We start from the raw sequence: 21,066 nt of genomic DNA, 5'->3' as shown, positions 1-21,066 counted from the left end.
TATGGCGTGAGGCCCGAAGGTCCCCCACTTTGGTCCGTAGACATCATGCGGTATTAGCAGTCGTTTCCAACTGTTGTCCCCCACCATAAGGCATATTCCCAAGCATTACTCACCCGTCCGCCGCTCGTCAGCAAAGTAGCAAGCTACTTTCTGTTACCGCTCGACTTGCATGTGTTAGGCCTGCCGCCAGCGTTCAATCTGAGCCATGATCAAACTCTTCAATTAAAAGTTTTTTCTGTCCCGAAGGACATGCTCAATGAATTCTGAATTTTGATATCTTTCGATATCGAATTGACTGTGCTGAAACAAGTAAACTTGTTTCCGTTGGTCACTCAGTTCAATTGAGACTCTAAATTTGTTTGCGTCATCTAGCGAACTAGAATCTGCTGTTAGAACTCAATCTGTACGAGTGCCCACACAGATGATTGCTTTATATTGTTAAAGAACGTTTTGAGATACTTTTGCGTCTCAAGGGCTGAGCATTCTACGCAAGCCGTTATTTTTGTCAACACTTAATTTTGAGAAAAGTTTAATTTTTCAAAACTCAGTCTTACTTGACTCAACCAACTCGTCGTTTCGCTTGTTTGTAAGCAGTCCGCCGTGTCGGTGGATGCGCATTATAGGGATGCAGCGAATTAACGCAAGCACTTTTTTGAGAAAACTTTAAAAAAACTACCTTTTGCATCCTTTTTAGTCTAAACAGTACAAAAGAGAAACTTTATTAACGCTTTAGTAACTTTTTAGCTGTATTTAAGGCTATAAAAGCACAACGCTCTAAAAACAAAAAAGCCCAGCAACATAGCTGGGCTTTTAAAAAATTCGCGTTTTTAGTTGTTATGCAATGCCGTATTGATCACGGTATGCTTTTACAGCCGCTAAATGCTCATCCATTGTACCTTTCGCTTCTAGGTAACTAATTAAGTCAGCTAGTTTTACAATCGAGATAACTTTAGTGCCAAAGTCACGCTCGACTTCTTGAATAGCCGATAACTCAGCTTTGCCTTTCTCTTGGCGGTCAAGAGCAATTAAAACGCCACTTAAGTCTGCACCATTATCTGCAATAATTTCCATCGATTCACGAATCGCTGTACCCGCAGTGATCACGTCATCGACTAACATGATCTTACCTTTAAGTTCAGAACCTACTAATGTACCACCTTCACCGTGTGCTTTTTTCTCTTTACGGTTAAAACAGTAAGGCACATCTTTGTCGTGGTGATCAGCTAAAGCAACCGCAGTAGTCGTAGCAATTGGAATACCTTTATAAGCAGGGCCAAATATTACATCGTATTCAATGCCAGCATCTTCAAGTGCAGCTGCATAAAAGCGGCCTAAACGTGCAAGGTCACGACCAGTATTAAATAAACCAGCGTTAAAGAAATAAGGGCTAGTACGGCCAGACTTTAAAGTAAACTCACCAAATTTAAGCACCTGCTTTTCAAGTGCGAATTCAATAAACTCTTTTTGATAATCTTTCATAACTAATAAACCTACTTCTTTATTAAGCTAATGCTTGCTTTTGAACGTCGATAATTTCACGAATTGAGTGCTTAGCTAATGTAAGTAGCTCATCTAGTTCGTCGAATGAGAAAGGTTCGCCTTCAGCTGTACCTTGGATTTCGATGATTTTGCCCGTTTCCGTCAAAATCACGTTCATATCTGTTTCAGCTTCAGAATCTTCTAGGTACTCAAGGTCACTAATTGGTTGACCTTTATATACACCGACTGAAATTGCAGCAATCATATGCTTAAGTGGGTTTGAATTGATCATACCTTTACTACGCATGTAAGTGAGTGCATCAACTAACGCAACGCACGCACCACTAATAGATGCTGTACGTGTACCGCCATCAGCTTGAATAACATCACAATCGATAGTAATGGTGTTTTCACCTAACGCTTTTAAATCAACTGCAGCACGAAGTGCACGTGCAATTAAGCGTTGAATTTCCATTGTACGACCGCCCTGCTTACCGCGCGACGCTTCACGACCATTACGAGTATGTGTTGAACGAGGTAACATACCGTATTCAGCCGTAACCCAACCTTTACCTTGGCCTTTCATAAAGCGTGGTACACCAGCTTCAACAGTTGCTGTACACAAAACTTTAGTGTTTCCAAACTCTACTAATACTGAGCCTTCAGCATGCATAGTGTAATTACGTGTAAATGTAACCGGTCTAATTTGATTAGGTGTTCTTTCGCTTGGACGCATTAACGATCCCCTTAATTCTGAATTTGCCACATTATAAGTCGATGTGGTGGCAGATGCCATGTGATTTACATAATTAACTGTATCTGAAAAGCCGATTTCAGAAAATTTACGCTAGAGGTTAAAAGCTGATACGGTATAATCAAGCAACTTTGAATATAAATAACACTAGGAAATTATCCATGATCCACAGCATGACAGCTTATGCGCGTCGCGAAATTAAAGGCGAATGGGGCACTGGCACTTGGGAAATTCGTTCAGTTAACCAACGTTACCTTGAGACTTTTATCCGCGCACCTGAGCAATTTCGTGGCATGGAACCTGTTATTCGTGAGCGTTTACGTAAACACTTACAACGCGGTAAAGTTGAAGTTTTCTTAAAGTTTGCTGCAAATCCAGCTCATGTTGGTGAGTTAACGATTAACGAATCACTGGCTGAGCAGCTAATTAAAAGCGCACAATGGGTGCAACAACAGAGTAATGGTGACATTAATCCTGTTGATATTTTGCGTTGGCCTGGCGTTATGGAAGCCGAAGAGCTCGATATGGATAGCGTTAATACAGCGCTGATTGCAGGTTTTGACAAAGTAATTGAAGACTTCAAACAAGCTCGCAGTGATGAAGGTGCAAACCTACAAGAAATGATCACCACTCGCCTTGATGCAATTTTAGAGCAAGTTGCCATTGTTGAGGGCCACTTACCAGAAATCGCTAAATGGCAACGTGAAAAGCTAAATCAAAAACTTGAAGAACTGAAAACAGACATTGATGAATCACGTCTTGAGCAAGAACTTATTTACCTAGCGCAAAAGCAAGATGTAGCTGAAGAGCTAGATCGCTTAAAGTCGCATGTTAAAGAAACAAAGAAAATTATAGTCAAAGGTGGTGCATGTGGCCGACGCTTAGATTTTATGATGCAAGAGTTTAACCGAGAAGCAAACACATTAGCATCGAAGTCTATCAACAGTGACATCACCAATGCAGCAGTAGAATTAAAAGTGCTAATTGAGCAAATGCGCGAACAAATTCAGAATATCGAATAAGGTTTATTTGCTCTAGGCCATTAAAAAGCCAGTGAATATTCACTGGCTTTTTTATGCATAAATTAACGACCTGACATTAAAGTTGCGTCGCATTTCTTTGACGCAGTACTTCAAATAAGCAAATACCCGTGGCAACAGATACATTTAAGCTCGATACCGTCCCTGCCATTGGAATTTTTACTAGTAAATCACAATGTTCACGGGTAAGGCGACGCATTCCGTCACCTTCAGCTCCCATTACTACAGCCATTGGCCCAGTGAGGTTTGCATCGAATAACTCAGTGTCGGTTTCACCAGCAGTACCAACGACCCAAACACCAGCGTCTTTAATTTCACGTAAAGTACGCGCTAAGTTTGTCACTTGCACAAGTGGCACTGTTTCAGCAGCACCACACGCTACTTTGCGCGCGGTACCATTTAATTTAGCTGATTTATCTTTAGGAACAATAATAGCGTGTACACCGGCAGCATCAGCGCTTCGTAGGCACGCACCTAAATTATGTGGATCCGTTATGCCGTCTAGCACCAATAAGAAAGGGGTTTCTTCACGGGCTATAATTTCGTCAAGGTCTTTTTCACTATACATACGTGCAGCTTTAACATTAGCAATAATGCCTTGGTGTTGCTCACCGTTTGCTTTATTGTCTAGCGCTTTACGCTGCATAAACTGAACAGAAATACCGAATTTACGTGCTTGGTCAATAACCGGATTTAAACGTTTATCTTCACGCCCTTTTAAAGCATAAATTTCTAAAAAGCGCTCCGGCTCTTTTTCTAAAATTGCTTCAACTGAGTGAAAACCAAAAATTAATTCATTACTCACGTATTGTTTGCTCCTCGGCTACTTTGTTTGCGGGCATTCTTGCCCGGCCTTTTTGCCTTTTTAGTGGCTTTTTTCTTGCTCTTCTTTTTACTGGCTTTTACAGCATCAGCCTGTTTGCCGCTGGGCTTTTTGCGCCCTTTAGCATGAGAAGACTTACCACGTTTTTCATTATCTTTGTCACCTGACTTTGCTTCAAAGCGATTTGATTCACCTTTTTTACCGGGAATTTTACCAGCTTTAAGCTGCGCGCGAACGCTTGGTTTTGCAGGTTCACTGCGACCACGACGACGAGTGTAACGATCTTGTGGTGCTTCACCCGCTAATACTAAGTTTATACGGCGCTCATCAAGACTTACAGATGACACCTGAACCGTCACTTTATCGCCTAAACGATACACTGTGTGCGTTTGCTCACCAATTAAGCAATGCTTAGCGCCATCATAATGGAAGTATTCGTTGCCTAAGTTGGTCACATGGATCATGCCATCGATTTGTAAATCGTCTAAGCGTACAAATAAACCAAAGTTAGTCACCGATGAGATCACCCCACCAAATTCGTCACCAACATGATCTTGCATAAATTCACATTTAAGCCAATCTGCCACTTCGCGAGTCGCATCATCGGCACGGCGTTCAGTGGTTGAACACTGCTCACCTAAAATATCTACTTCGTCATCAGTGTAAGCGTACTCACCCGAAGTTTGCTGGCCTTGCGCTTTAAGTACCGCTTTAATAGCTCGGTGCACGACTAAATCTGGATAACGACGAATTGGCGATGTAAAGTGCGCATAAGCTGGTAAGGCTAACCCAAAATGGCCAATGTTATCAGGCTGATAAACAGCTTGCTTCATTGAACGGAGCAACATAGTTTGAATAAGCTCTGCTTCTGGGCGGTCGCCTAATTTAGCTAACACTTGAGTGATTTCTTTTGGTGTTGGCTCATCAGAAATCGCCGCTTCAATACCAAGCTCTGATAAAAAGTTTCGGAAAAAACCTAACTTTTCAGCATCAGGCTCATCATGCACGCGATAAAGCGCACTTGCTTCGTGTTTTTCTAATAAGCGGGCTGCTGATACGTTCGCTAGAATCATACACTCTTCGATAAGTTTGTGTGCATCATTGCGAACCACAGGAACGATTGATTCAATCTTGCGATGCGCATTAAACACAAAGCGCGTTTCTAAGGTTTCAAACTCAATCGCACCGCGCTCTTGGCGTGCAGCTTTAAGTGCCATGTACATTTGGTGCAAATCAGTTAAATGTGGCACCATCTGGGCATACTCTTCACGCAGTTTTTCATCACCTTGTAAAATTGCATTTACTTTAGTGTAGGTAAAACGAGCGTGCGAATTCATTACCGCTTCGTAAAATTTATACCCTGATAACTTGCCTGCATCAGACACTGTCATTTCTGCGACCATACATAAACGGTCGACTTCTGGGTTTAATGAACACAGGCCATTCGATAGCACTTTTGGTAGCATCGGAATAACTTGTTCAGGAAAATACACTGAGTTACCGCGCTCAATTGCCTCTTTATTCAGTGGCGTGTTCATACCAACGTAATGCGACACATCGGCTATTGCCACCCATAAGCGCCAACCACCAGAGGGTTTACGCTCGCAATAAACCGCGTCGTCAAAGTCGCGGGCATCTTCGCCATCAATAGTAACGAGTGGTAAGTCACGTAAATCAACTCGACCTTGTTTAGCCTGCTCATCAACAAATTCTCCTAAATGAGCAACTTGTTTTTCAACCGCTTCAGGCCATACATGAGGGATATCGTGATTACGCAGCGCGACTTCAATTTCCATACCGGGAGCTAAATGCTCACCAAGTACTTCTGTCACTTTACCCACAGCATTCATATGTCGACTAGGGTTTTGCGTAATTTGCACCTGTACCATTTGATTATGACGTGCGCCATTTTCACTACCCGGCAGTATCATAATGTCTTGCGTAATACGCGGGTCTTCCGCTACCACAACGGCAATTCCGTGCTCTACAAAATAGCGGCCAACAATTGGCGCGCGTTCATTGGTAAGCACTTTAATGATGCGTGCTTCGCATTTGCCACTTGAACCTTTACGGTTACCTTTAGCAAGCACAATGTCACCGTGCAACACCATACTCATTTGATGTTTCGCGATAAACCAATCTTTACTCTCGCCTTCAACTTCTAAAAAGCCGAATCCGTCACGATGACCTATGACTTTACCTTTTACCAAGCCTGATTCATCTATCAATGCATAGCATTTAAATTTATTGAAATACAATTGACCATCGCGCTCCATTGCACGCAAACGACGTTTGAACGCTATTTGACGTTCAGTATCATTCACGTGTAATTCGTCACAAAGTTGTGTGAAATTAGCTGGTTTTGCGCGTGATTCTAAGTGAGCAAGTATGAACTCACGGCTAGGGACTGGGTTTTCGTACTTTTCTTGTTCTCGACTGAGATTTGGATCCTGTTTTGACATTCACTATCTTGTTAGTTGGTTATGTGGTTATTTTAACCCATATCCTAACAATGAGACAGGCAAAAGCTATTAAACTTTTAAGAAATTGATTAAACCAGTTTTCGCACTCAAATTGTTCAATAATTTAATAGCAAAATTAAGGACCTTATAACCACCCTTTTTGTCTTGCTATGCGAGCAGCATCTACTCGGTTTACCGCATTTAGTTTACTCATTGCTTCTGAAAGATAATTTCTAACCGTCCCTTCTGATAAAAACAATGTTTTTGCAATATCTTGAGTTTTTAAGCCATCACCGGCTAATTTTAATGCTTTGCGTTCTTTATTAGTCAATGGATCAGTGTCAGATAATGCAAGTAAAGCAAGTTCGGGATCAATGACTCTTCGGCCTTGATTGACTGATTTTATTGCATTAATTAAATGCTCTGATGGCGCTTCCTTTAAAATAAAGGCGCGAACATCTGCTTTCATAGCACGTTTTATGTAACCTGCCTTTGAAAATGTAGTTATTATCATGGTTTTAATATCAGAATGGCGCTTACTCAGTATTTCTACCAATTCGATGCCTGACATATTGGGCATTTCAATATCTGATAACACCATATCAATCTTATTTTGTTCAATAAATTTAAGTGCAGCTTTGCCATCCTCTGCTTGCCCAACGACATTAATAAATGGATCAAGTCCAACAAGCGCACTAATTGCTTCCCTAACCATTTGCTGATCTTCAACAATGAGTAAATTAATCATGATAAATTCGCTTGAAAATTCATAGTCAGGTTAAACCCTTTTTTATTTTCCACAATAAGCTCTCCGCCAAGTGCTTCAGTACGCTGCTTAATGCCATTAATGCCATTGCCACTTTTAAATGTGGTTACTATACCGTTATCCTTAATTGATATTAGTTCCTTACTAATATCAATTAAAACTTCATTCCCTTTACTATGCCTTAAAATATTAGTGCAAGCCTCAGTAACAATAAGCGATACGGTTTTTTGTGTTGCTGTCGATAAGTTTGTTAATTCATTGTTTACTATTACATTAAAGCCATTTTGTGTTAGCTCTTCTTGCAAAAACTCTAACTGTTTAGTGAGGTTAAACTGTTTCATATTTGTTACTGCTTTACGAATATCACTGAGTAAATCTCGGCTAATGGCCGCCACTTGCTTTATTTCACTCTGTGCTTGCTCAACGTTATCATTAACAATTAACTTTTCGGCTAGTTCTGCTTTTAGAGCAATCGACGATAGACTGTGACCAGCTAAATCATGAAGGTCTCGTGCAATGCGTTCACGTTCAGCAATCATTGCCAACTGTTCTATTTGATGTTGACTTTTTTGTTCACTTAACTGATGTATTCGTTCACGCCTCTCAGCACGTCCCATAAAATAAAGTGCAATGCTGATGATGAGTGCTGGCGCAATAAAATATGGATTATTCAAATCAAATAAATACACCGCGAGAAAAATACTTAAAGCAACAGCAACTAGCCCTAAAACGCCTTTTTTTTGTCTAAAGTTGAACCCAAAAAAATAGCAAGCAAAGCCAAATAAAGTTTGTGTTCCAAGAGTTAAATATGTACCAAAAGTTGCGATAATAACAATTATAGACACTGGAATGAGTGCATCTTCACCTTTTGCGTTAGCAGCTTTAACATAGTAAAAAATAAAAGTTATATATATCATAACTATAATAAAAATATCTAAAGCTGCGAATTGCTCAAAACTTAGAATCAACGGTAAAAAATAAAAACTTGAAAAAACAAGTGGACCCCAGACCCAGTAAGGCTTTTTTTCAATTGCTAAGCTTTGTCTAAAACTATCACTTTTCATTTATGCTCAATCCCATTTTTTGGCTTTTTTAAATCTTATCTAAACTTGGGCAGCATATGGCTGCCCACGATTAGTTACTGCTTATTGTTATTTATCAAAACTTTAGGCCATGTATAGTTTGGTGCAAGGTCAAGTGATGTTTGCCAATCTTGCACTGCTTTTTGCACATCATTTAGTGCTAAATATGTTAACCCACGCCAGACATATGCTTCCGCCTGCCCCCATTTATAACCATCATTATTATCATTTTGATAGTGAATAAGAGACGCATTCAATGAGCTTAGCGCTTGCTGTTTACTTCCACCAAACATGCTAGGTGTGTTTAAAGCAATTATACCTTTAACTAGATGAGCACGAGGATTACTTTTGTCAATTTGCACCGCATTATTTAACGCATTGTTCGATTTTATGCCGTAGTAAAAACCTGTAATAGGTTTAATCGAAATACGATAACCATACACTTGAGCAAGCAATGCGTTTGCCTCACTTTTATCTGCGCCAAGTTTATCGTCTAAAAGCACTGCTTGTGCAATATCAAGTAAGGCAAGCGCTTTTTCAGTTTCACCCATGATATTATGTGCAATAGCAAGGCGATAATTCACAAGCGCTGCATCATACCCTGCTGCATTTTTTGCTATTTCGGTAAGTTCTGACAAGTTATGCTGTTGAGATGCAAGTTCAATACTATCTATAGTACTTTGTTCAGCAAATACGTAATTTGTGTTAAATGTAATTGCCGCAGCGAATAACGAGTAAATATTTTTAGTAATTAGATTCATAGCTATACCCTTTATATTAATGAATGACAAACCGGCATGTATCGGTACAGGTATAGTGTTACTTAAAAAAGAATGAGTGTTTAACGACATTTGTAAGCAATACATCATGACAATTGTCATAAAAAAGCGATGAAACTTTTAAGAAATTGATTAATTCTGCCAAAAATGAAGCGTTGATATTCTTTGCAACAAACACTCTATGATAAGATTTTCGAAAAAGAACAACAAAATAACCCAACCGTTATGGATATTAACTTAACTCACTATCTTTCAAGCATGGCTTACAATAGCGCCTACATAGCTCTATTCATTGCAATTATAGCCGTTGCAAAACTGTCGTATAACTTAGCAACTCCTTATAACACCACCAGTCAATTAACCGATAATGCAAATAGCGCTCTGGGTCTTTCAATTGGAGGGTATTTGGGAGCAATCACTATTATCTATGGTTTTGTTTTAACAGGCCCAAGTAAAGGCTTAATTACCGATTTAATAAATGTTTCGCTCTACAGTTTACTAGGAATGGTGTTGTTAACATGTTCACGTATTTTAAATGACAAATTATTACTTCGTTTATTTTGCAACCAAGAGCAGCTAATAAACCAACAAAATGAAGCGGTTGGCTTGGTTCAAGCCGCTAATTACATGGCTGCAGCCTTGATCATTGGAGGCGCTTTAACGGGAGAAGGTACTTGGTTATCAGCAATAGTGTTCTACTTGTTAGGTCAACTTATGCTAATTATTTTCGCTAAAGGCTATGATCACCTCACAGCTTTTAACTTGAATGAGCAACTAGAAAAAGGTAATAAAGCTGTTGCGCTGAGTTTTTCGGGCACCATGTTGGCATTGGCTATTATTTTATGTCATGCGCTTATTGGTGGCTTTCACTCTTGGCAGCAAAGCTTAAGTTTATTCTTTATTGACGCATTATTTGGCTTTTTAATTTTACCGGTTGTTCGTTACTTAGTTGATAAAATTATTTTCAGTAAAATTTCGATTGATCAAGCAATGCAGGATAAAAACACGGCAGTCGCTGTAATAGAAAGCAGCATTGCTATCTGTGTTGCCGTTATTATTACTATCGCTATTTAAAGTTGTAATTTTGGAATTAAACGAATGGATTAGCCTATTTGGGGAGTTTACAAAGTAAAGGATTACCGTTACAAAGAGAGTTAATAACAACAATAATAAGGTCAGTAATGCAGGCACACAAACAAAGCCTAATATACTTGCACATTGCAGTACTGCTATTTGGTGGAACGGCATTATTTGCAAAGTTAGTCAGCTTAAGTGCATTAGATATTACCGTTTACCGAACAGCGATTGCAGGCTGTGCATTAGTGATCTTACTCACAATTCAACACAAAGCCATCAAGCTCCGCTCTCGTCGTGATTACCTCATCGCCTTATTGCTTGGCGTAACGGTTGGGATTCATTGGCTCACCTACTTTGCTGGTATGCAATTGGCTGGTATCGCTGTAGGTATGATTGCCTTTTTTACCTACCCTGTTATCACAGTGTTTTTAGAACCTTTTTTTCATGGTAACAAACCACAACTGAAAGATATTTTTAGTGCTTTGGTTGTAATGGCTGGCATTTACTTGCTCATTCCTGATGCTAGTTTAGGCAATGATGTAACTATGGGCATTGTCATTGGCATTTTATCGGCGTTATTTTTTGCTTTTAGGAATATTGTTCACAAGCGTTACTTTAGCCAATATGGCGGTCCTCAAACCATGCTTTATCAAACCTGGATTGCCAGTATCATGCTCTGTGCCTTTGTTGAAGTGCCGCCATTACAAGTTGATACAATTAATTGGCTGCTATTAATTACCGTTGGGGTTATTTTTACAGCAGCGCCCCACTCATTGTTTGCGGCAAGTCTGCAAAACTTATCGGCTTCAACGGCTGGTTTAATATCTTGTTTGCAACCTTTGTATGGCACGTTTTTCGCTTTTTTAATTTTGCATGAGCAACCTTCAATTAGCACCCTATTGGGCGGTGCGTTAGTGATAAGCGCCGCTTTTTATGAAACATGGTCAGTGACTCGGAAACATAAGCAATGATAAAAGTATTCGCTCACAGAGGTGCCAGCGGTACCTACCCAGAAAATACCAAGAGCGCCATTCTCGCCGCCGTTGATTTAGCAGTAGATGGTATCGAAATTGATGTACAAAGCTGCCTTGATGACTACATGATTATTCATGACACCTGGCTTGATCGCACAACCTCAGGTCGCGGTAAAGTGAATGCTTGCTCAAAAGAGCAAATTCAACAGTACGATGCGGGTAATGGCGAAGTAGTGCCGACTTTACAGCAAGCCATTGATTGGGTCGATGATAAAACTTTGCTCAATTTAGAGCTAAAGCATACCTTTTCATTAGACAAGTTTGTTGAGCTTATTGAGTCAAATGTCAGTACCGGGAAAATTTCTAGAGATAACCTTTTAGTCTCATCATTTGATCATCACCAACTAATGTGGCTTAAACAAAAACTGCCTTGGGTAAAGATTGGTGCTCTCACCGCCTCTATCCCAATTAATTACAGTGAATTTGCGCAAAAACTGCATGCTTATAGCATTCATGTAGATAAAAACTTTATAAACCATGAGTTTGTTGCGGATGCTAAGCAACGCGGTCTTCAAGTTTATGCCTATACGGTCGATAAGGTAGAAGATATAGAGCTTATGCTAGAGTATGGCGTAGATGGTATTTTCACTAATTTTCCATGTCATACACAAATGACACTACAGTCACTGTAACTCAACAAAACTAAGCTATACTGTTGAATTATGTGAAAATGAACAATACTAAAATACGCCAAAATGAATCAACACAACACCATATTGAGTAGCTATATGCGCATTTATAATTTTATCGAACAAACTTTCTTTTACACCCTAACACGTAAGATTGTCGGTAATTTAGGTTTTGTGTTTGCGTTTCAAGCGATCACGCTTATCTGGCTTTACAGCAGTCTTTCAGAACAACAAACCAGTATGGGTTTATTTTGGCTGATGACTTTTATCATTTTTGCCAGCTTTATTTTTACTGTGTTTTATATGCGCTTTTTAATTGTTCGCCCGGTGCAGGCAATGCGCGATACATTAGAAAAAATTAATCAACATGATGCCGACTTGTCTGCAAAGTTACCCCACTTTACTTACGATGAATTTCGAGATTTAAGTGAACAATACAACACTTTTACTACCCATTTGAGTCAGTTGTTAGCCACTACATATCAAAGTGCCCAAGCGAGTGCTGATAGTAGCTCAAAAATGACCCAGTCAATGCAGCAAACAGCGCAATTGAGCCACCAGCAAATTGAGTTCAGTCAAACAATTACTGACTCAAGCAATCAAATTACCTCGAGCCTTGAAAATATATCAGCAAATACTGACAGCGTGCATCATGTTAACAGTGAGCACCTGAGTTTTGTACAAAACTCAGCTCATGAACTGTCATCCCTCGTTAAAAAAGTAGCAATGATCAGCCAAATACTCGGTAACTTCTCAGCTACCGTATCAGGGTTGAAAGAGAACAGCGAAAACATTCGCGCTATTTTGAAAATGGTCGAAGAGTTTTCAGATCAAACTAATTTACTTGCTCTCAATGCGGCCATTGAAGCAGCCCGTGCTGGTGAAGCTGGCCGTGGTTTTGCCGTGGTTGCCGATGAAGTAAGAACCCTCTCAGTAAAAGTCAATGATGCAACCCGCCAAATTAGCGATTTCATCAATCAAATGAATAGTCTAGTAAGCGAAACCAATAAAGAATCTGAGCAGCTCATTAGCCACTCAAGTGAAGCCGAAACAGCAATTAGCAACACATCAACTGGATTTAGTAACATGCTCTCTGAATTTGAGCAAAATCAACAGCAACTGCAACAAATTGTTAGTGCGGTGCGTTTATTAGAGCAAACTCAAACCCAAACTCATCAAAGTGTTGAGCAAATTGTGGCGTTAGGTGAGCAAGCTAAACAGCAAATAGATGAATCCCTGGCTGATTGTGAGCAATCTCATCTACTCAGCCAACAAACCCAAGAGCAGCTTAAACGCTTTGTATAGTCTCTTTTAGCTGCTGAATGTAGCTAATCTATGATAAAGTAGCCACTTCTTGGCTACTTTTTTATTGACCGTGACAACACCTGCTACTGATTATGAACAACTCGCACTGCAAATAAAGCAATGGGGTAAAGACCTTGGCTTTGCAGAAGTCGGGATCACTGATATTGATCTTACTAAACACGAGGCACAATTACAGCGCTGGTTAGATTTAGGCTATCACGGTGAGATGGAGTATATGGCAGCCCATGGAATGAAGCGAGCGCGCCCCGCTGAGCTGGTGCCTGGCACGCAGCGAGTCATCTCAGTAAAAATGAACTACCTACCACCTGATGCAAGTTTTGCTAAAAATCTCAAACAGACCGATAAAGCCTATATTAGTCGCTATGCACTAGGTCGTGATTACCATAAGTTAATTCGCAACCGCCTAAAAAAGTTAGGCCAGCAAATTGAACAACATGTTGGCCAGTTAGGCTTTCGTCCATTTGTTGACTCTGCACCTGTACTTGAGCGACAACTGGCCGAAAAAGCAGGTCTAGGCTGGCGTGGAAAGCACAGCTTATTAATCAACAAAGAAGCGGGTTCATGGTTTTTCTTAGGTGAATTGTTTGTTGATATACCGCTGCCTATTGATCAAGAAAATAGCTTTGAAGGCTGTGGTAAATGTGTAGCCTGTATGACCCTTTGCCCTACCGGTGCCATTGTTGAGCCCTACGTTGTTGATGCGCGTAAATGTATCTCTTACCTTACTATTGAGTTGCAAGGTGCAATCCCTGAAGAGTATCGCCCACTTTTAGGTAATCGCGTGTATGGCTGTGATGACTGCCAGTTAGTCTGCCCGTGGAATCGTTACGGACAAATAACCGATGAAGCTGACTTTCATCCCAGACAACAGCTTAAAGACCAAGATTTACTGACGCTCTTTGCATGGGATGAAGCGACGTTTTTAAAAAATACCGAAGGCAGCCCTATCCGCCGTATTGGTCACGAACGTTGGCAACGAAACCTCGCTGTAGGATTAGGTAATGCCGATTACAACGACAACATCATCCAAGCTTTGAGCGATACGCTTGTTAATGCCAGCCCTTTAGTTGCCGAGCATATCGAATGGGCGCTCGAGCAACAGCAAAACAAGCGACAAATTAAGTTACGCAAAACTGCGCGGCTAATTCGTATTGTTGAAAAAGGATTGCCGCGGGATGCCTAAATTAACGTGTTAATAGTTGCGATAAATCATTTTCGATTTCATGAAACGCTGATTTAACTCCTTTGACAGACTCTTCTCTGGCTACCGAGTTTTGAATCGTTTCATCCACCTTTTGATAAATAAATATCTCTTGGTCTTCATCTAAGCCCATAGTGGGTATTCGCTGCTCAAGATCTTCTTGTAGCTGTTTAAATACTGCCTCATTACTAATTCGGTTGTCATCTAACAGCTTGATTAAGCCAGTAAATTTTCTATGTACATTACTCACAGCTTCATTTAGTTGTTGCTGCTGTTTTAATAATTCTTTTTTAGTAATGATCGCTTTTAATTGTTGCTCTGTAACACTCACTAGAAAGCAAATATGGTCGCGAATTCGACCATGTTTATCGGGGTCTTGCTCTGGCATGTTTAAGATAAGCAGACTAATCATGTCGTAATTAACTAAAATGCGGTTCGAAAACTCATGAAGTCGCCCTTTTCTTTTTAACATGTCGAACAATTCAATGACGATCGGTGAGCACACACCCGTTACAGAAAAATGCTCAACATGCGTACCTAATCTAAACTCGACATTACTTTGTAAATCGAATGACTTTAGGCAGTTTAAAAAGGCTTTTCCTAACTCACGTTCACTCTCAATCAAACCTATATGTTCAATATAATTAACTATTTGCCCCATTTCACTGCTATTAGCCATCGCATTAAACGCAGTTGATGTGGCATCTTCTACTTGCTGCTCTAGAGCCTCTTTTTCAATAAGGACTTGATTCAGGTTCAATAATTTTAATTTTAGCTCTTGATGGCTAAATGGCTTCACAATATAGTCTTCAGCACCAGCGGAATAGCCTTCCATTCGCTCTTCTACAGTGCCTCTTGCCGATACGAACATGACAATAATCTTTTCTGTACTTGGATTCTCTTTTAGTTTGCGACAAACCTCATAACCACTCATTTGAGGCATACTTACGTCAAGCAGAATGACTTGTGGAGCAAATTCTTCAACAACGTTTAAACATTCTGGACCGCTATTTACCATCTTCAGCTCAAAATCGAGATCTTCAAAAATCTCTTCAATGATTTCTAAGTTAAATGGTTCATCATCTACGGCTAAAATTCGCTTTAAGGCCATGTTATTTCTTCCGTCTTATGAATTAAGTGTTATTGGTTTAGTGTCATTCGTTAAGTGTTTTGGTAAATCTATCTGCAGGGGCAGCCGAACGATAATTGTCGCACCGCCATGTTCATTATTAAGTGCCTTAATTGTGCCCTGATGCAAAGTGACAAATTCGCGACAAATAGCAAGCCCAAGCCCAGTTCCTCCGGCACCGCTATTAGTTTTACTGCTTTGTTCAAACTTAGCGAATACCTTTTCAAGTTCTTGCTCAGGAATACCTATACCATGGTCAATAACAGCGATTTCGGCCATTTTTTCTTGTGACGACAAACTAATTTCAATCTCACTATTAGGCTCACTAAACTTCAGAGCATTACCTAATAAATTACGCATGATTTGGTTGATCTGCTCTTCATCACAATCAAGGGTAATACCTTGTTCTCCTCCCGATAAACGAATAATAATGTTTCTTTCAAGCGCGGTGCCCGAAACATCATCAATACTGGTTTTTATAATGTTACTGAGGTTGTGTTTTTGCGGATTAAAAGGAAACTTACCGACATCAAGCTTTGACAGATCGAGAAGGTTATTAAGTAAAGATAAAAGCCGCTCTCCGCTTTGCTCTATTCGTGACAAATATTTATTTAATTTATCTTTGCTTAAGTCGTCATTAGCAACTTTTTCTAAGCCAAAACGAGCAAAGCTTAAAATAGAATGCATTGGTGTTCTTAATTCGTGAGACATATTCGCTAGAAACTCAGATTTACTGAGGCTTGCTGCTTCTGCTACATTTTTTGCATGCTCTAGTTGTGCCGTACGCGCTTTGACTTCTTCCTCAAGCATATCTTTCGCTTCTAAAAGTAGGTCTTCTTTTTCTTTTAAGTGCGTTACATTTTTAAAGATTACCGCAAGCGCTATTTCACCATGATGGTCTATCTCATTGAACGATCCCACCAAAGGAACTGTGTTACCGTTTTCTTTAAGTAGCCTTAAATCACAACTAAACTGACGATTTTTATTTAGCGTCGCTATTTTTTCTTTGATACGTAAAATGGATGTTGCATCAAAAAAATCGAATACTGAACAGTTTTCAAACTCCTTCAAGGGCTTATCGAATAGCTGTTCACATGCATCATTGGTTTCGATTATCTTGCCATGGCGATCAAATAAAATAATGGCATCGGGAGTATGTTTGAAAATAACCCGCAGTAAGCTGTCTTTTTCGATAAGAGCATCAACGGTATTTTGTAATCGCTCAACAAGCTCAGCATTGTGACGCTTTAATAACTCGGTTTGCCAAAGCTTATGCACTGACTGCAATAAGCTATTATCGTCAACAGGCTTGATCAAGACATCCTCAACCCCTTGTCGAATTGCAGCAACCATAGAAACCTGATCCGGTTTTGAGGTATACAATAAACAACGGCTATGCGGTTGTAACGCTTTAAGCTTTATGAATAACTCAAGCCCCGTGCCATCAGCAAACGTAAAATCACTGATTAATAGATCAATATCATGCTCTTTGATAAGTTCTATTGCAGAGGGTGAGTTGTCAGCAGTTAACGTCTCTATATGTGCGCCTTTGAGATTAAGCGCTATTTTTTCTAGACGCTCTGCACAGTGATCAACAAGTAGCACTTTAGGAAGTTGAAGAATATTGTCACTATCGAGCTCAAGCACCTCTTCTAGTAAAGAGCTAATTTCCTTATTGGCAAAAAAAGGATAAATAACGACTGCATTTGGCAGTAATCGATTGACCACGCTGAAGTGCTCAAGCAGGTCGCTTCGTTGTGCTTTTGGAGCAAGCAATAAAAAGCGGTCATGCGAAAACCCGCCCATTAATCTTCGAATAACTGTCGTTGGTACACCATGAGAAGCAGCCACAAGATCAAAGTCTTGTTCTACTACTGAATCATCAACCATAGAAAAGTGTAATAGCTCAACCCTGCAGCCGATCAGCTCCAGCAGCACTTTTACTCGCATCGCTAAAACACTATTGCTATCAACAATTAAGATTCTGCGCACTGTAAACCACACCCACTATAAGAATAATTACCTATATTAGCGTAGTCTAAAAACTCGAAGCATCACAAATGACTTAGCACTTTTTATCTGTTTTACCGTATGTTATGCGTCAATATGCTTACCTAAAATGGTTAAGCTATAAGGTTTTCCATCCATAATAGCCACCTCAGGCAATTCTCCCCACACCAAGTAATCAAAGCGCTTGAACAGTTTTATACTCGGCATGTTATGGCTGAAGATGAAAGCTAACAACACCTTAATTCCAAGCGTTTTTGCATGTTGCTCTGAAAATGTAAGCAATTGTTTTCCTAGCCCTTGTCCTTGTGCTCGCTGGGTAATATAAATACTGATTTCAACAGTACCATCATAAGCGGGGCGGCCATAAAAAGATTTATAGCTCATCCATGCAACCACCTTCCCTGCCTGTTCACATACAAAAATAGGTCGTTTTTTTGAGTGGCTATCGAACCATACTTGCCTGTCCGCAACCGTCACCTCTTCGGTATCTGCGGTTACCATACGTCCAGGAATTGTCTCGTTGTAAATCGCGACAATATCAGTTAAATCGTTTTGAGTTGCTGTACGAATCGTCATAAATAGCTGAAATTAAATGATCACTTTTTCGCATATTAGCGTATATTCATCACAAATAACTAGCGGGAAATTAGTATGTATAAATATGCTTTGTTACTTGCAGCAGGTCTAATTACAACAAACCTTGCAGCACAAACCACAGAAGCCACGCCAACAGCAAAATCAACTAGCCAATGCGACGATTTCACCAACGTTACATTACGAAAATTGCGCTCAAAAGAATCAATTAACTTTTGTGAATTTAAAGACAAGCCGCTATTGATCGTCAATACCGCAAGTAATTGTGGTTTTACCGGTCAGTTTGAAGGCTTAGAAGCCATCCATAAGGAATACAAAGACCGCGGGTTAGTTGTATTAGGATTTCCTTCTGATGACTTCTTTCAAGAAGAAGACGATGAAAAAGACACAGCAAAAGTTTGTTTTATTAACTATGGGGTGACTTTTAATATGATGGCTACCAGTGCTGTTCGCGGTAGTGATGCAAACCCTATATTTAAACACTTAAACGAAGTAACCAGCTCACCTAACTGGAACTTTTACAAATACTTAGTGTCTGCAGACCGTAAGACAGTGCAGCGCTTCAACAGTAAAACCAAGCCAGAATCTAAAGAGTTACGTGATGCGATTGAAGCAGAATTAGCTGCAAAATAAATTTAATTTTTCGTTCAGTAAATATTGAACTAAACTAGTAATTTAATACTAAAACACATAGTAGGGAGATGTTATGGCAGTAGCCAGTGCAAGACACATTCTCGTAGACAGTGAAGCTCACTGTTTAGATTTAAAACAGCAAATTGAACAGGGCGCTGATTTTGCAGAACTTGCGCGCGCTCACTCTAATTGCCCATCGGGGCAAGATGGTGGCGCACTAGGTGAGTTTGGTCCAGGCATGATGGTACCTGAGTTTGATAAAGTGGTTTTTTCAGCTCCCATTAACCAAGTACAAGGTCCGGTCCAAACACAGTTCGGTTACCACCTGCTTGAAGTAACAAGCCGTACTGACTGATTTCATACGAATATTTGAAAGCCGCCTAACCAGCGGCTTTTTTTTGCGAAGGATCTCAAAATGCAACTTTTAGGCTCGACCACCTCACCTTTTGTGCGCCGTATTCGTATTTGGTCTGCACTCAATAAGCAAGCTCTTGAATTTATAAACCTAGATATTTTCTCTGAGCAAGACCGTAAAACCATGATTGCTCATAATCCGGCTAGAAAAATTCCTGTGTTAATTGATAAAGGCTTTCATGTTTTTGACTCAAACTCAATTATTCGCTACTTGTTAGAAAATACAGATCAAACATTACTCAGTTGGCAACAAGAAAATTATTTAACCATTATTAATGCTTGCAATGATTCACTCGTAGAAATGTTACTTTGCCAGCGCTCTGGATTTAATACCCACGACGATAAATTGTTTTTTAATTTACAAAACGAACGAATTGCTGAAACATTAGCCTATTTAAATGATCATTTATCTGAGCCAGTATTTAAAAGCTGTGAATACCTCAACATCAGTTTATACTGCTTGCTAGATTGGATCCGCTTTCGTGAATTAACTGATTTTAGTCAACTAACACACTTAGTAGAGTTTTATCATAAATTTGCAGATAACGCGGCGGTACAACAAACAGATCCACGAAAATAAAGATAAGGGTTACGCAAATGAGCGATATCGAAATTGAATCAGAATTAGTTAGCTTTGTTGAAAAAGTTCGCTTGAACGAATCTATGTGGGCACTGGGTGCCGAAGATGGTGGTTTTGTTGTCTGTGAATCAAACCAATTTAGCGACACTGATGTGCTATTACTTTGGGGCACTGAAGACGCAGCAAAAGCACAATGTAAAGACGAGTGGCAAGACTATACGCCAGTCGAAATTGGCCTAGATGAATTTTTGGACGAATGGGTTGAAGACCTAAACGAAGATGATGCGCTAGTTGGTTTAAACTGGAACGATGATCAAGTATGCGTTGAAATCGAACCTGTTGGTCTAGCTAAAGCACTTTGCGATTAACTCCAATCCTTGAGCTTACAACGACACGGCTACTTTTATGGCTGTGTCGTTAAGCTGGAAACTTGATACTTATCAGGTATACTCTTCTGGACACATCTTTATTATCAAGGTTTTAGGTTGAAGTCCCATCTTGGTCGTAGGCCCTTTTCGGCCATGGAATTACATACCCTGTATAATGGTTACATCTATGGTGATCAGCGTTTAGTTCGTGAACAAGCTAAGCATTGGCATTTTTGGCTACCTTTATTTGCTTATTATACTGGTGCCTACAGCGATGAAATTGGCCACTTAACCCTAGATAACATCGTCACCCTTGACGGAATTCGCTGCTTTGATTTTCATACGCATGGCAAGATCAAGCCCCGCTATGTGCCTATTCATAATGCATTACTCGATGCAGGACTTGATCAGTACTTAGACTTTTTAAACGAGCAAAACCAGCAACGACTAATGTTTGATTTACCCGCTAAATCAGGTCGCTATAGCGAAAAAGTACGTATTTGGTTTTCTGGCGAAGGTGAGCGAGCTGGTTATTTACAAAAATGCGCGATTCCAAATGTTGATCAACAAGGTATGAAAACCGCAATTAGCAGCTTACGGCTTAACTTCGAACAACAAGTGCGAATTCATGCCCTGCAAGCAAACAGCAAAGATGCTTTTAACTACTTACTTGGTTTTAAAGATTTCAACGAGCAACGCTTTACTGATATGCCGTTATTAAATGCCGTGTTACAAAACGTCCGACAAATAAACCCGCAACTGCATTGGCAACGTTTCATCGACCGCCATAATTAACTGACAAACTTTGTTACTAACTATTTATTACTGTTCAAATTAAAACCTGATAGCATGGTGATTCGCCCCTCATAGCAGGTGCCTTTCTAAC

At 39.9% G+C, this 21,066-nt stretch carries 21 protein-coding genes and 1 rRNA gene; 11 read left to right on the top strand and 11 right to left on the bottom strand.

The genetic code is table 11. The features are described from left to right. The 3 genes from L1264_RS03880 to rph form a co-directional block, all read right to left on the bottom strand. A 16S ribosomal RNA gene (locus L1264_RS03880) occupies positions 1 to 225 on the bottom strand; the annotation flags it as partial. 609 nt (positions 226 to 834) lie between these two features. Continuing rightward, positions 835 to 1,479 (bottom strand): orotate phosphoribosyltransferase, encoded by a 645-nt coding sequence (pyrE, locus tag L1264_RS03875; RefSeq protein WP_199526624.1) that lies wholly within the window; start codon positions 1,477 to 1,479, stop codon positions 835 to 837. Between the two features lie 22 nt (positions 1,480 to 1,501). Continuing rightward, positions 1,502 to 2,215 (bottom strand): ribonuclease PH, encoded by a 714-nt coding sequence (rph, locus tag L1264_RS03870; protein ID WP_054554228.1) that lies wholly within the window; start codon positions 2,213 to 2,215, stop codon positions 1,502 to 1,504. A gap of 179 nt (positions 2,216 to 2,394) precedes the next feature. Here rph and L1264_RS03865 point away from each other — a divergent pair, with 179 nt between their 5' ends. Next, positions 2,395 to 3,255 (top strand): YicC/YloC family endoribonuclease, encoded by an 861-nt coding sequence (locus L1264_RS03865; RefSeq protein WP_199526625.1) that lies wholly within the window; start codon positions 2,395 to 2,397, stop codon positions 3,253 to 3,255. Between the two features lie 76 nt (positions 3,256 to 3,331). Here the strand turns inward: L1264_RS03865 and rlmB are convergent, their stop codons facing one another. The 5 genes from rlmB to L1264_RS03840 all read right to left on the bottom strand — a co-directional run bounded on the left by rlmB (position 3,332) and on the right by L1264_RS03840 (position 9,167). Beyond that, positions 3,332 to 4,078 (bottom strand): 23S rRNA (guanosine(2251)-2'-O)-methyltransferase RlmB, encoded by a 747-nt coding sequence (gene rlmB, locus L1264_RS03860; RefSeq protein ID WP_135923516.1) that lies wholly within the window; start codon positions 4,076 to 4,078, stop codon positions 3,332 to 3,334. Then, a complete protein-coding gene (rnr, locus tag L1264_RS03855; protein ID WP_235403659.1) occupies positions 4,075 to 6,558 on the bottom strand; it encodes a ribonuclease R in 2,484 nt (827 codons plus the stop codon). Before rnr ends, rlmB begins: the two co-directional genes overlap by 4 nt. 145 nt (positions 6,559 to 6,703) lie before the next feature. Beyond that, the gene (locus L1264_RS03850; RefSeq protein ID WP_054561025.1) at positions 6,704 to 7,306 is read right to left on the bottom strand and encodes a response regulator transcription factor; all 603 of its coding nucleotides are present in this window, start codon (positions 7,304 to 7,306) and stop codon (positions 6,704 to 6,706) included. Next, entirely contained in the window at positions 7,303 to 8,388 is a 1,086-nt protein-coding gene (locus L1264_RS03845) for a sensor histidine kinase (protein WP_199526627.1), read from the bottom strand. Before L1264_RS03845 ends, L1264_RS03850 begins: the two co-directional genes overlap by 4 nt. 74 nt (positions 8,389 to 8,462) lie before the next feature. Next, positions 8,463 to 9,167, bottom strand: a complete 705-nt coding sequence (locus L1264_RS03840; RefSeq protein ID WP_171040380.1) for a tetratricopeptide repeat protein — start codon at positions 9,165 to 9,167, stop codon at positions 8,463 to 8,465. Between the two features lie 183 nt (positions 9,168 to 9,350). On the opposite strand from L1264_RS03840, the gene L1264_RS03835 reads away from it, so the two are divergent. From L1264_RS03835 to queG, 5 genes are all read left to right on the top strand, one after another. Next, entirely contained in the window at positions 9,351 to 10,259 is a 909-nt protein-coding gene (locus L1264_RS03835) for a DUF350 domain-containing protein (RefSeq protein ID WP_235403658.1), read from the top strand. Positions 10,260 to 10,366: 107 nt separating this feature from the next. Further along, positions 10,367 to 11,233, top strand: coding sequence for a DMT family transporter (locus tag L1264_RS03830; protein ID WP_199526628.1), 867 nt, complete (start codon positions 10,367 to 10,369; stop codon positions 11,231 to 11,233). Continuing rightward, entirely contained in the window at positions 11,230 to 11,928 is a 699-nt protein-coding gene (locus L1264_RS03825; RefSeq protein ID WP_135923513.1) for a glycerophosphodiester phosphodiesterase, read from the top strand. Before L1264_RS03830 ends, L1264_RS03825 begins: the two co-directional genes overlap by 4 nt. A gap of 96 nt (positions 11,929 to 12,024) precedes the next feature. Continuing rightward, entirely contained in the window at positions 12,025 to 13,230 is a 1,206-nt protein-coding gene (locus tag L1264_RS03820; protein ID WP_135923512.1) for a methyl-accepting chemotaxis protein, read from the top strand. 49 nt (positions 13,231 to 13,279) lie between these two features. Continuing rightward, the gene (gene queG, locus L1264_RS03815) at positions 13,280 to 14,434 is read left to right on the top strand and encodes a tRNA epoxyqueuosine(34) reductase QueG (protein ID WP_421967612.1); all 1,155 of its coding nucleotides are present in this window, start codon (positions 13,280 to 13,282) and stop codon (positions 14,432 to 14,434) included. A gap of 1 nt (position 14,435) precedes the next feature. Here queG and L1264_RS03810 read toward each other — a convergent pair whose 3' ends face one another. The 3 genes from L1264_RS03810 to L1264_RS03800 all read right to left on the bottom strand — a co-directional run bounded on the left by L1264_RS03810 (position 14,436) and on the right by L1264_RS03800 (position 18,167). Beyond that, complete coding sequence (locus L1264_RS03810; protein ID WP_138556729.1) at positions 14,436 to 15,563, bottom strand: response regulator; 1,128 nt, start codon at positions 15,561 to 15,563, stop codon at positions 14,436 to 14,438. Positions 15,564 to 15,578: 15 nt separating this feature from the next. Further along, entirely contained in the window at positions 15,579 to 17,531 is a 1,953-nt protein-coding gene (locus L1264_RS03805; protein ID WP_199526673.1) for a sensor histidine kinase, read from the bottom strand. 144 nt (positions 17,532 to 17,675) lie between these two features. Next, positions 17,676 to 18,167 (bottom strand): GNAT family N-acetyltransferase, encoded by a 492-nt coding sequence (locus L1264_RS03800; protein WP_199526629.1) that lies wholly within the window; start codon positions 18,165 to 18,167, stop codon positions 17,676 to 17,678. A 75-nt stretch (positions 18,168 to 18,242) separates the two neighbouring features. On the opposite strand from L1264_RS03800, the gene L1264_RS03795 reads away from it, so the two are divergent. The 5 genes from L1264_RS03795 (at position 18,243) to L1264_RS03775 (ending at position 20,975) form a co-directional block, all read left to right on the top strand. Then, positions 18,243 to 18,818, top strand: coding sequence for a glutathione peroxidase (locus tag L1264_RS03795; RefSeq protein WP_135923509.1), 576 nt, complete (start codon positions 18,243 to 18,245; stop codon positions 18,816 to 18,818). A 73-nt stretch (positions 18,819 to 18,891) separates the two neighbouring features. After that, positions 18,892 to 19,173, top strand: a complete 282-nt coding sequence (locus L1264_RS03790; RefSeq protein ID WP_054552716.1) for a peptidylprolyl isomerase — start codon at positions 18,892 to 18,894, stop codon at positions 19,171 to 19,173. A 60-nt stretch (positions 19,174 to 19,233) separates the two neighbouring features. After that, entirely contained in the window at positions 19,234 to 19,812 is a 579-nt protein-coding gene (locus tag L1264_RS03785; protein WP_199526630.1) for a glutathione S-transferase family protein, read from the top strand. Between the two features lie 17 nt (positions 19,813 to 19,829). Further along, positions 19,830 to 20,180, top strand: a complete 351-nt coding sequence (locus tag L1264_RS03780; RefSeq protein WP_054552718.1) for a DUF2750 domain-containing protein — start codon at positions 19,830 to 19,832, stop codon at positions 20,178 to 20,180. Positions 20,181 to 20,297: 117 nt separating this feature from the next. Beyond that, entirely contained in the window at positions 20,298 to 20,975 is a 678-nt protein-coding gene (locus L1264_RS03775; protein ID WP_135923507.1) for a hypothetical protein, read from the top strand. Positions 20,976 to 21,066 lie beyond the last annotated feature (91 nt).

The sequence above is a fragment of the Pseudoalteromonas sp. APAL1 genome (assembly GCF_021532475.1).
Classification (GTDB): Bacteria; Pseudomonadota; Gammaproteobacteria; order Enterobacterales; family Alteromonadaceae; genus Pseudoalteromonas; species Pseudoalteromonas lipolytica_C.
The sequence above is the reverse complement of the archived record's forward strand: the minus strand, read 5'-3'. Positions and strand labels throughout refer to the sequence as shown.

Bases quoted from the DNA above. Each gene is read 5' to 3' on its own strand.
- pyrE (WP_199526624.1), bottom strand. From the start codon at position 1,479: ATGAAAGATTATCAAAAAGAGTTTATTGAATTCGCACTTGAAAAGCAG.
- rph (WP_054554228.1), bottom strand. From the start codon at position 2,215: ATGCGTCCAAGCGAAAGAACACCTAATCAAATTAGACCGGTTACATTT.
- L1264_RS03865 (WP_199526625.1), top strand. From the start codon at position 2,395: ATGATCCACAGCATGACAGCTTATGCGCGTCGCGAAATTAAAGGCGAA.
- rnr (WP_235403659.1), bottom strand. From the start codon at position 6,558: ATGTCAAAACAGGATCCAAATCTCAGTCGAGAACAAGAAAAGTACGAA.
- L1264_RS03850 (WP_054561025.1), bottom strand. From the start codon at position 7,306: ATGATTAATTTACTCATTGTTGAAGATCAGCAAATGGTTAGGGAAGCA.
- L1264_RS03845 (WP_199526627.1), bottom strand. From the start codon at position 8,388: ATGAAAAGTGATAGTTTTAGACAAAGCTTAGCAATTGAAAAAAAGCCT.
- L1264_RS03840 (WP_171040380.1), bottom strand. From the start codon at position 9,167: ATGAATCTAATTACTAAAAATATTTACTCGTTATTCGCTGCGGCAATT.
- L1264_RS03830 (WP_199526628.1), top strand. From the start codon at position 10,367: ATGCAGGCACACAAACAAAGCCTAATATACTTGCACATTGCAGTACTG.
- L1264_RS03825 (WP_135923513.1), top strand. From the start codon at position 11,230: ATGATAAAAGTATTCGCTCACAGAGGTGCCAGCGGTACCTACCCAGAA.
- L1264_RS03820 (WP_135923512.1), top strand. From the start codon at position 12,025: ATGCGCATTTATAATTTTATCGAACAAACTTTCTTTTACACCCTAACA.
- L1264_RS03810 (WP_138556729.1), bottom strand. From the start codon at position 15,563: ATGGCCTTAAAGCGAATTTTAGCCGTAGATGATGAACCATTTAACTTA.
- L1264_RS03805 (WP_199526673.1), bottom strand. From the start codon at position 17,531: ATGCGAGTAAAAGTGCTGCTGGAGCTGATCGGCTGCAGGGTTGAGCTA.
- L1264_RS03800 (WP_199526629.1), bottom strand. From the start codon at position 18,167: ATGACGATTCGTACAGCAACTCAAAACGATTTAACTGATATTGTCGCG.
- L1264_RS03795 (WP_135923509.1), top strand. From the start codon at position 18,243: ATGTATAAATATGCTTTGTTACTTGCAGCAGGTCTAATTACAACAAAC.
- L1264_RS03790 (WP_054552716.1), top strand. From the start codon at position 18,892: ATGGCAGTAGCCAGTGCAAGACACATTCTCGTAGACAGTGAAGCTCAC.
- L1264_RS03785 (WP_199526630.1), top strand. From the start codon at position 19,234: ATGCAACTTTTAGGCTCGACCACCTCACCTTTTGTGCGCCGTATTCGT.
- L1264_RS03780 (WP_054552718.1), top strand. From the start codon at position 19,830: ATGAGCGATATCGAAATTGAATCAGAATTAGTTAGCTTTGTTGAAAAA.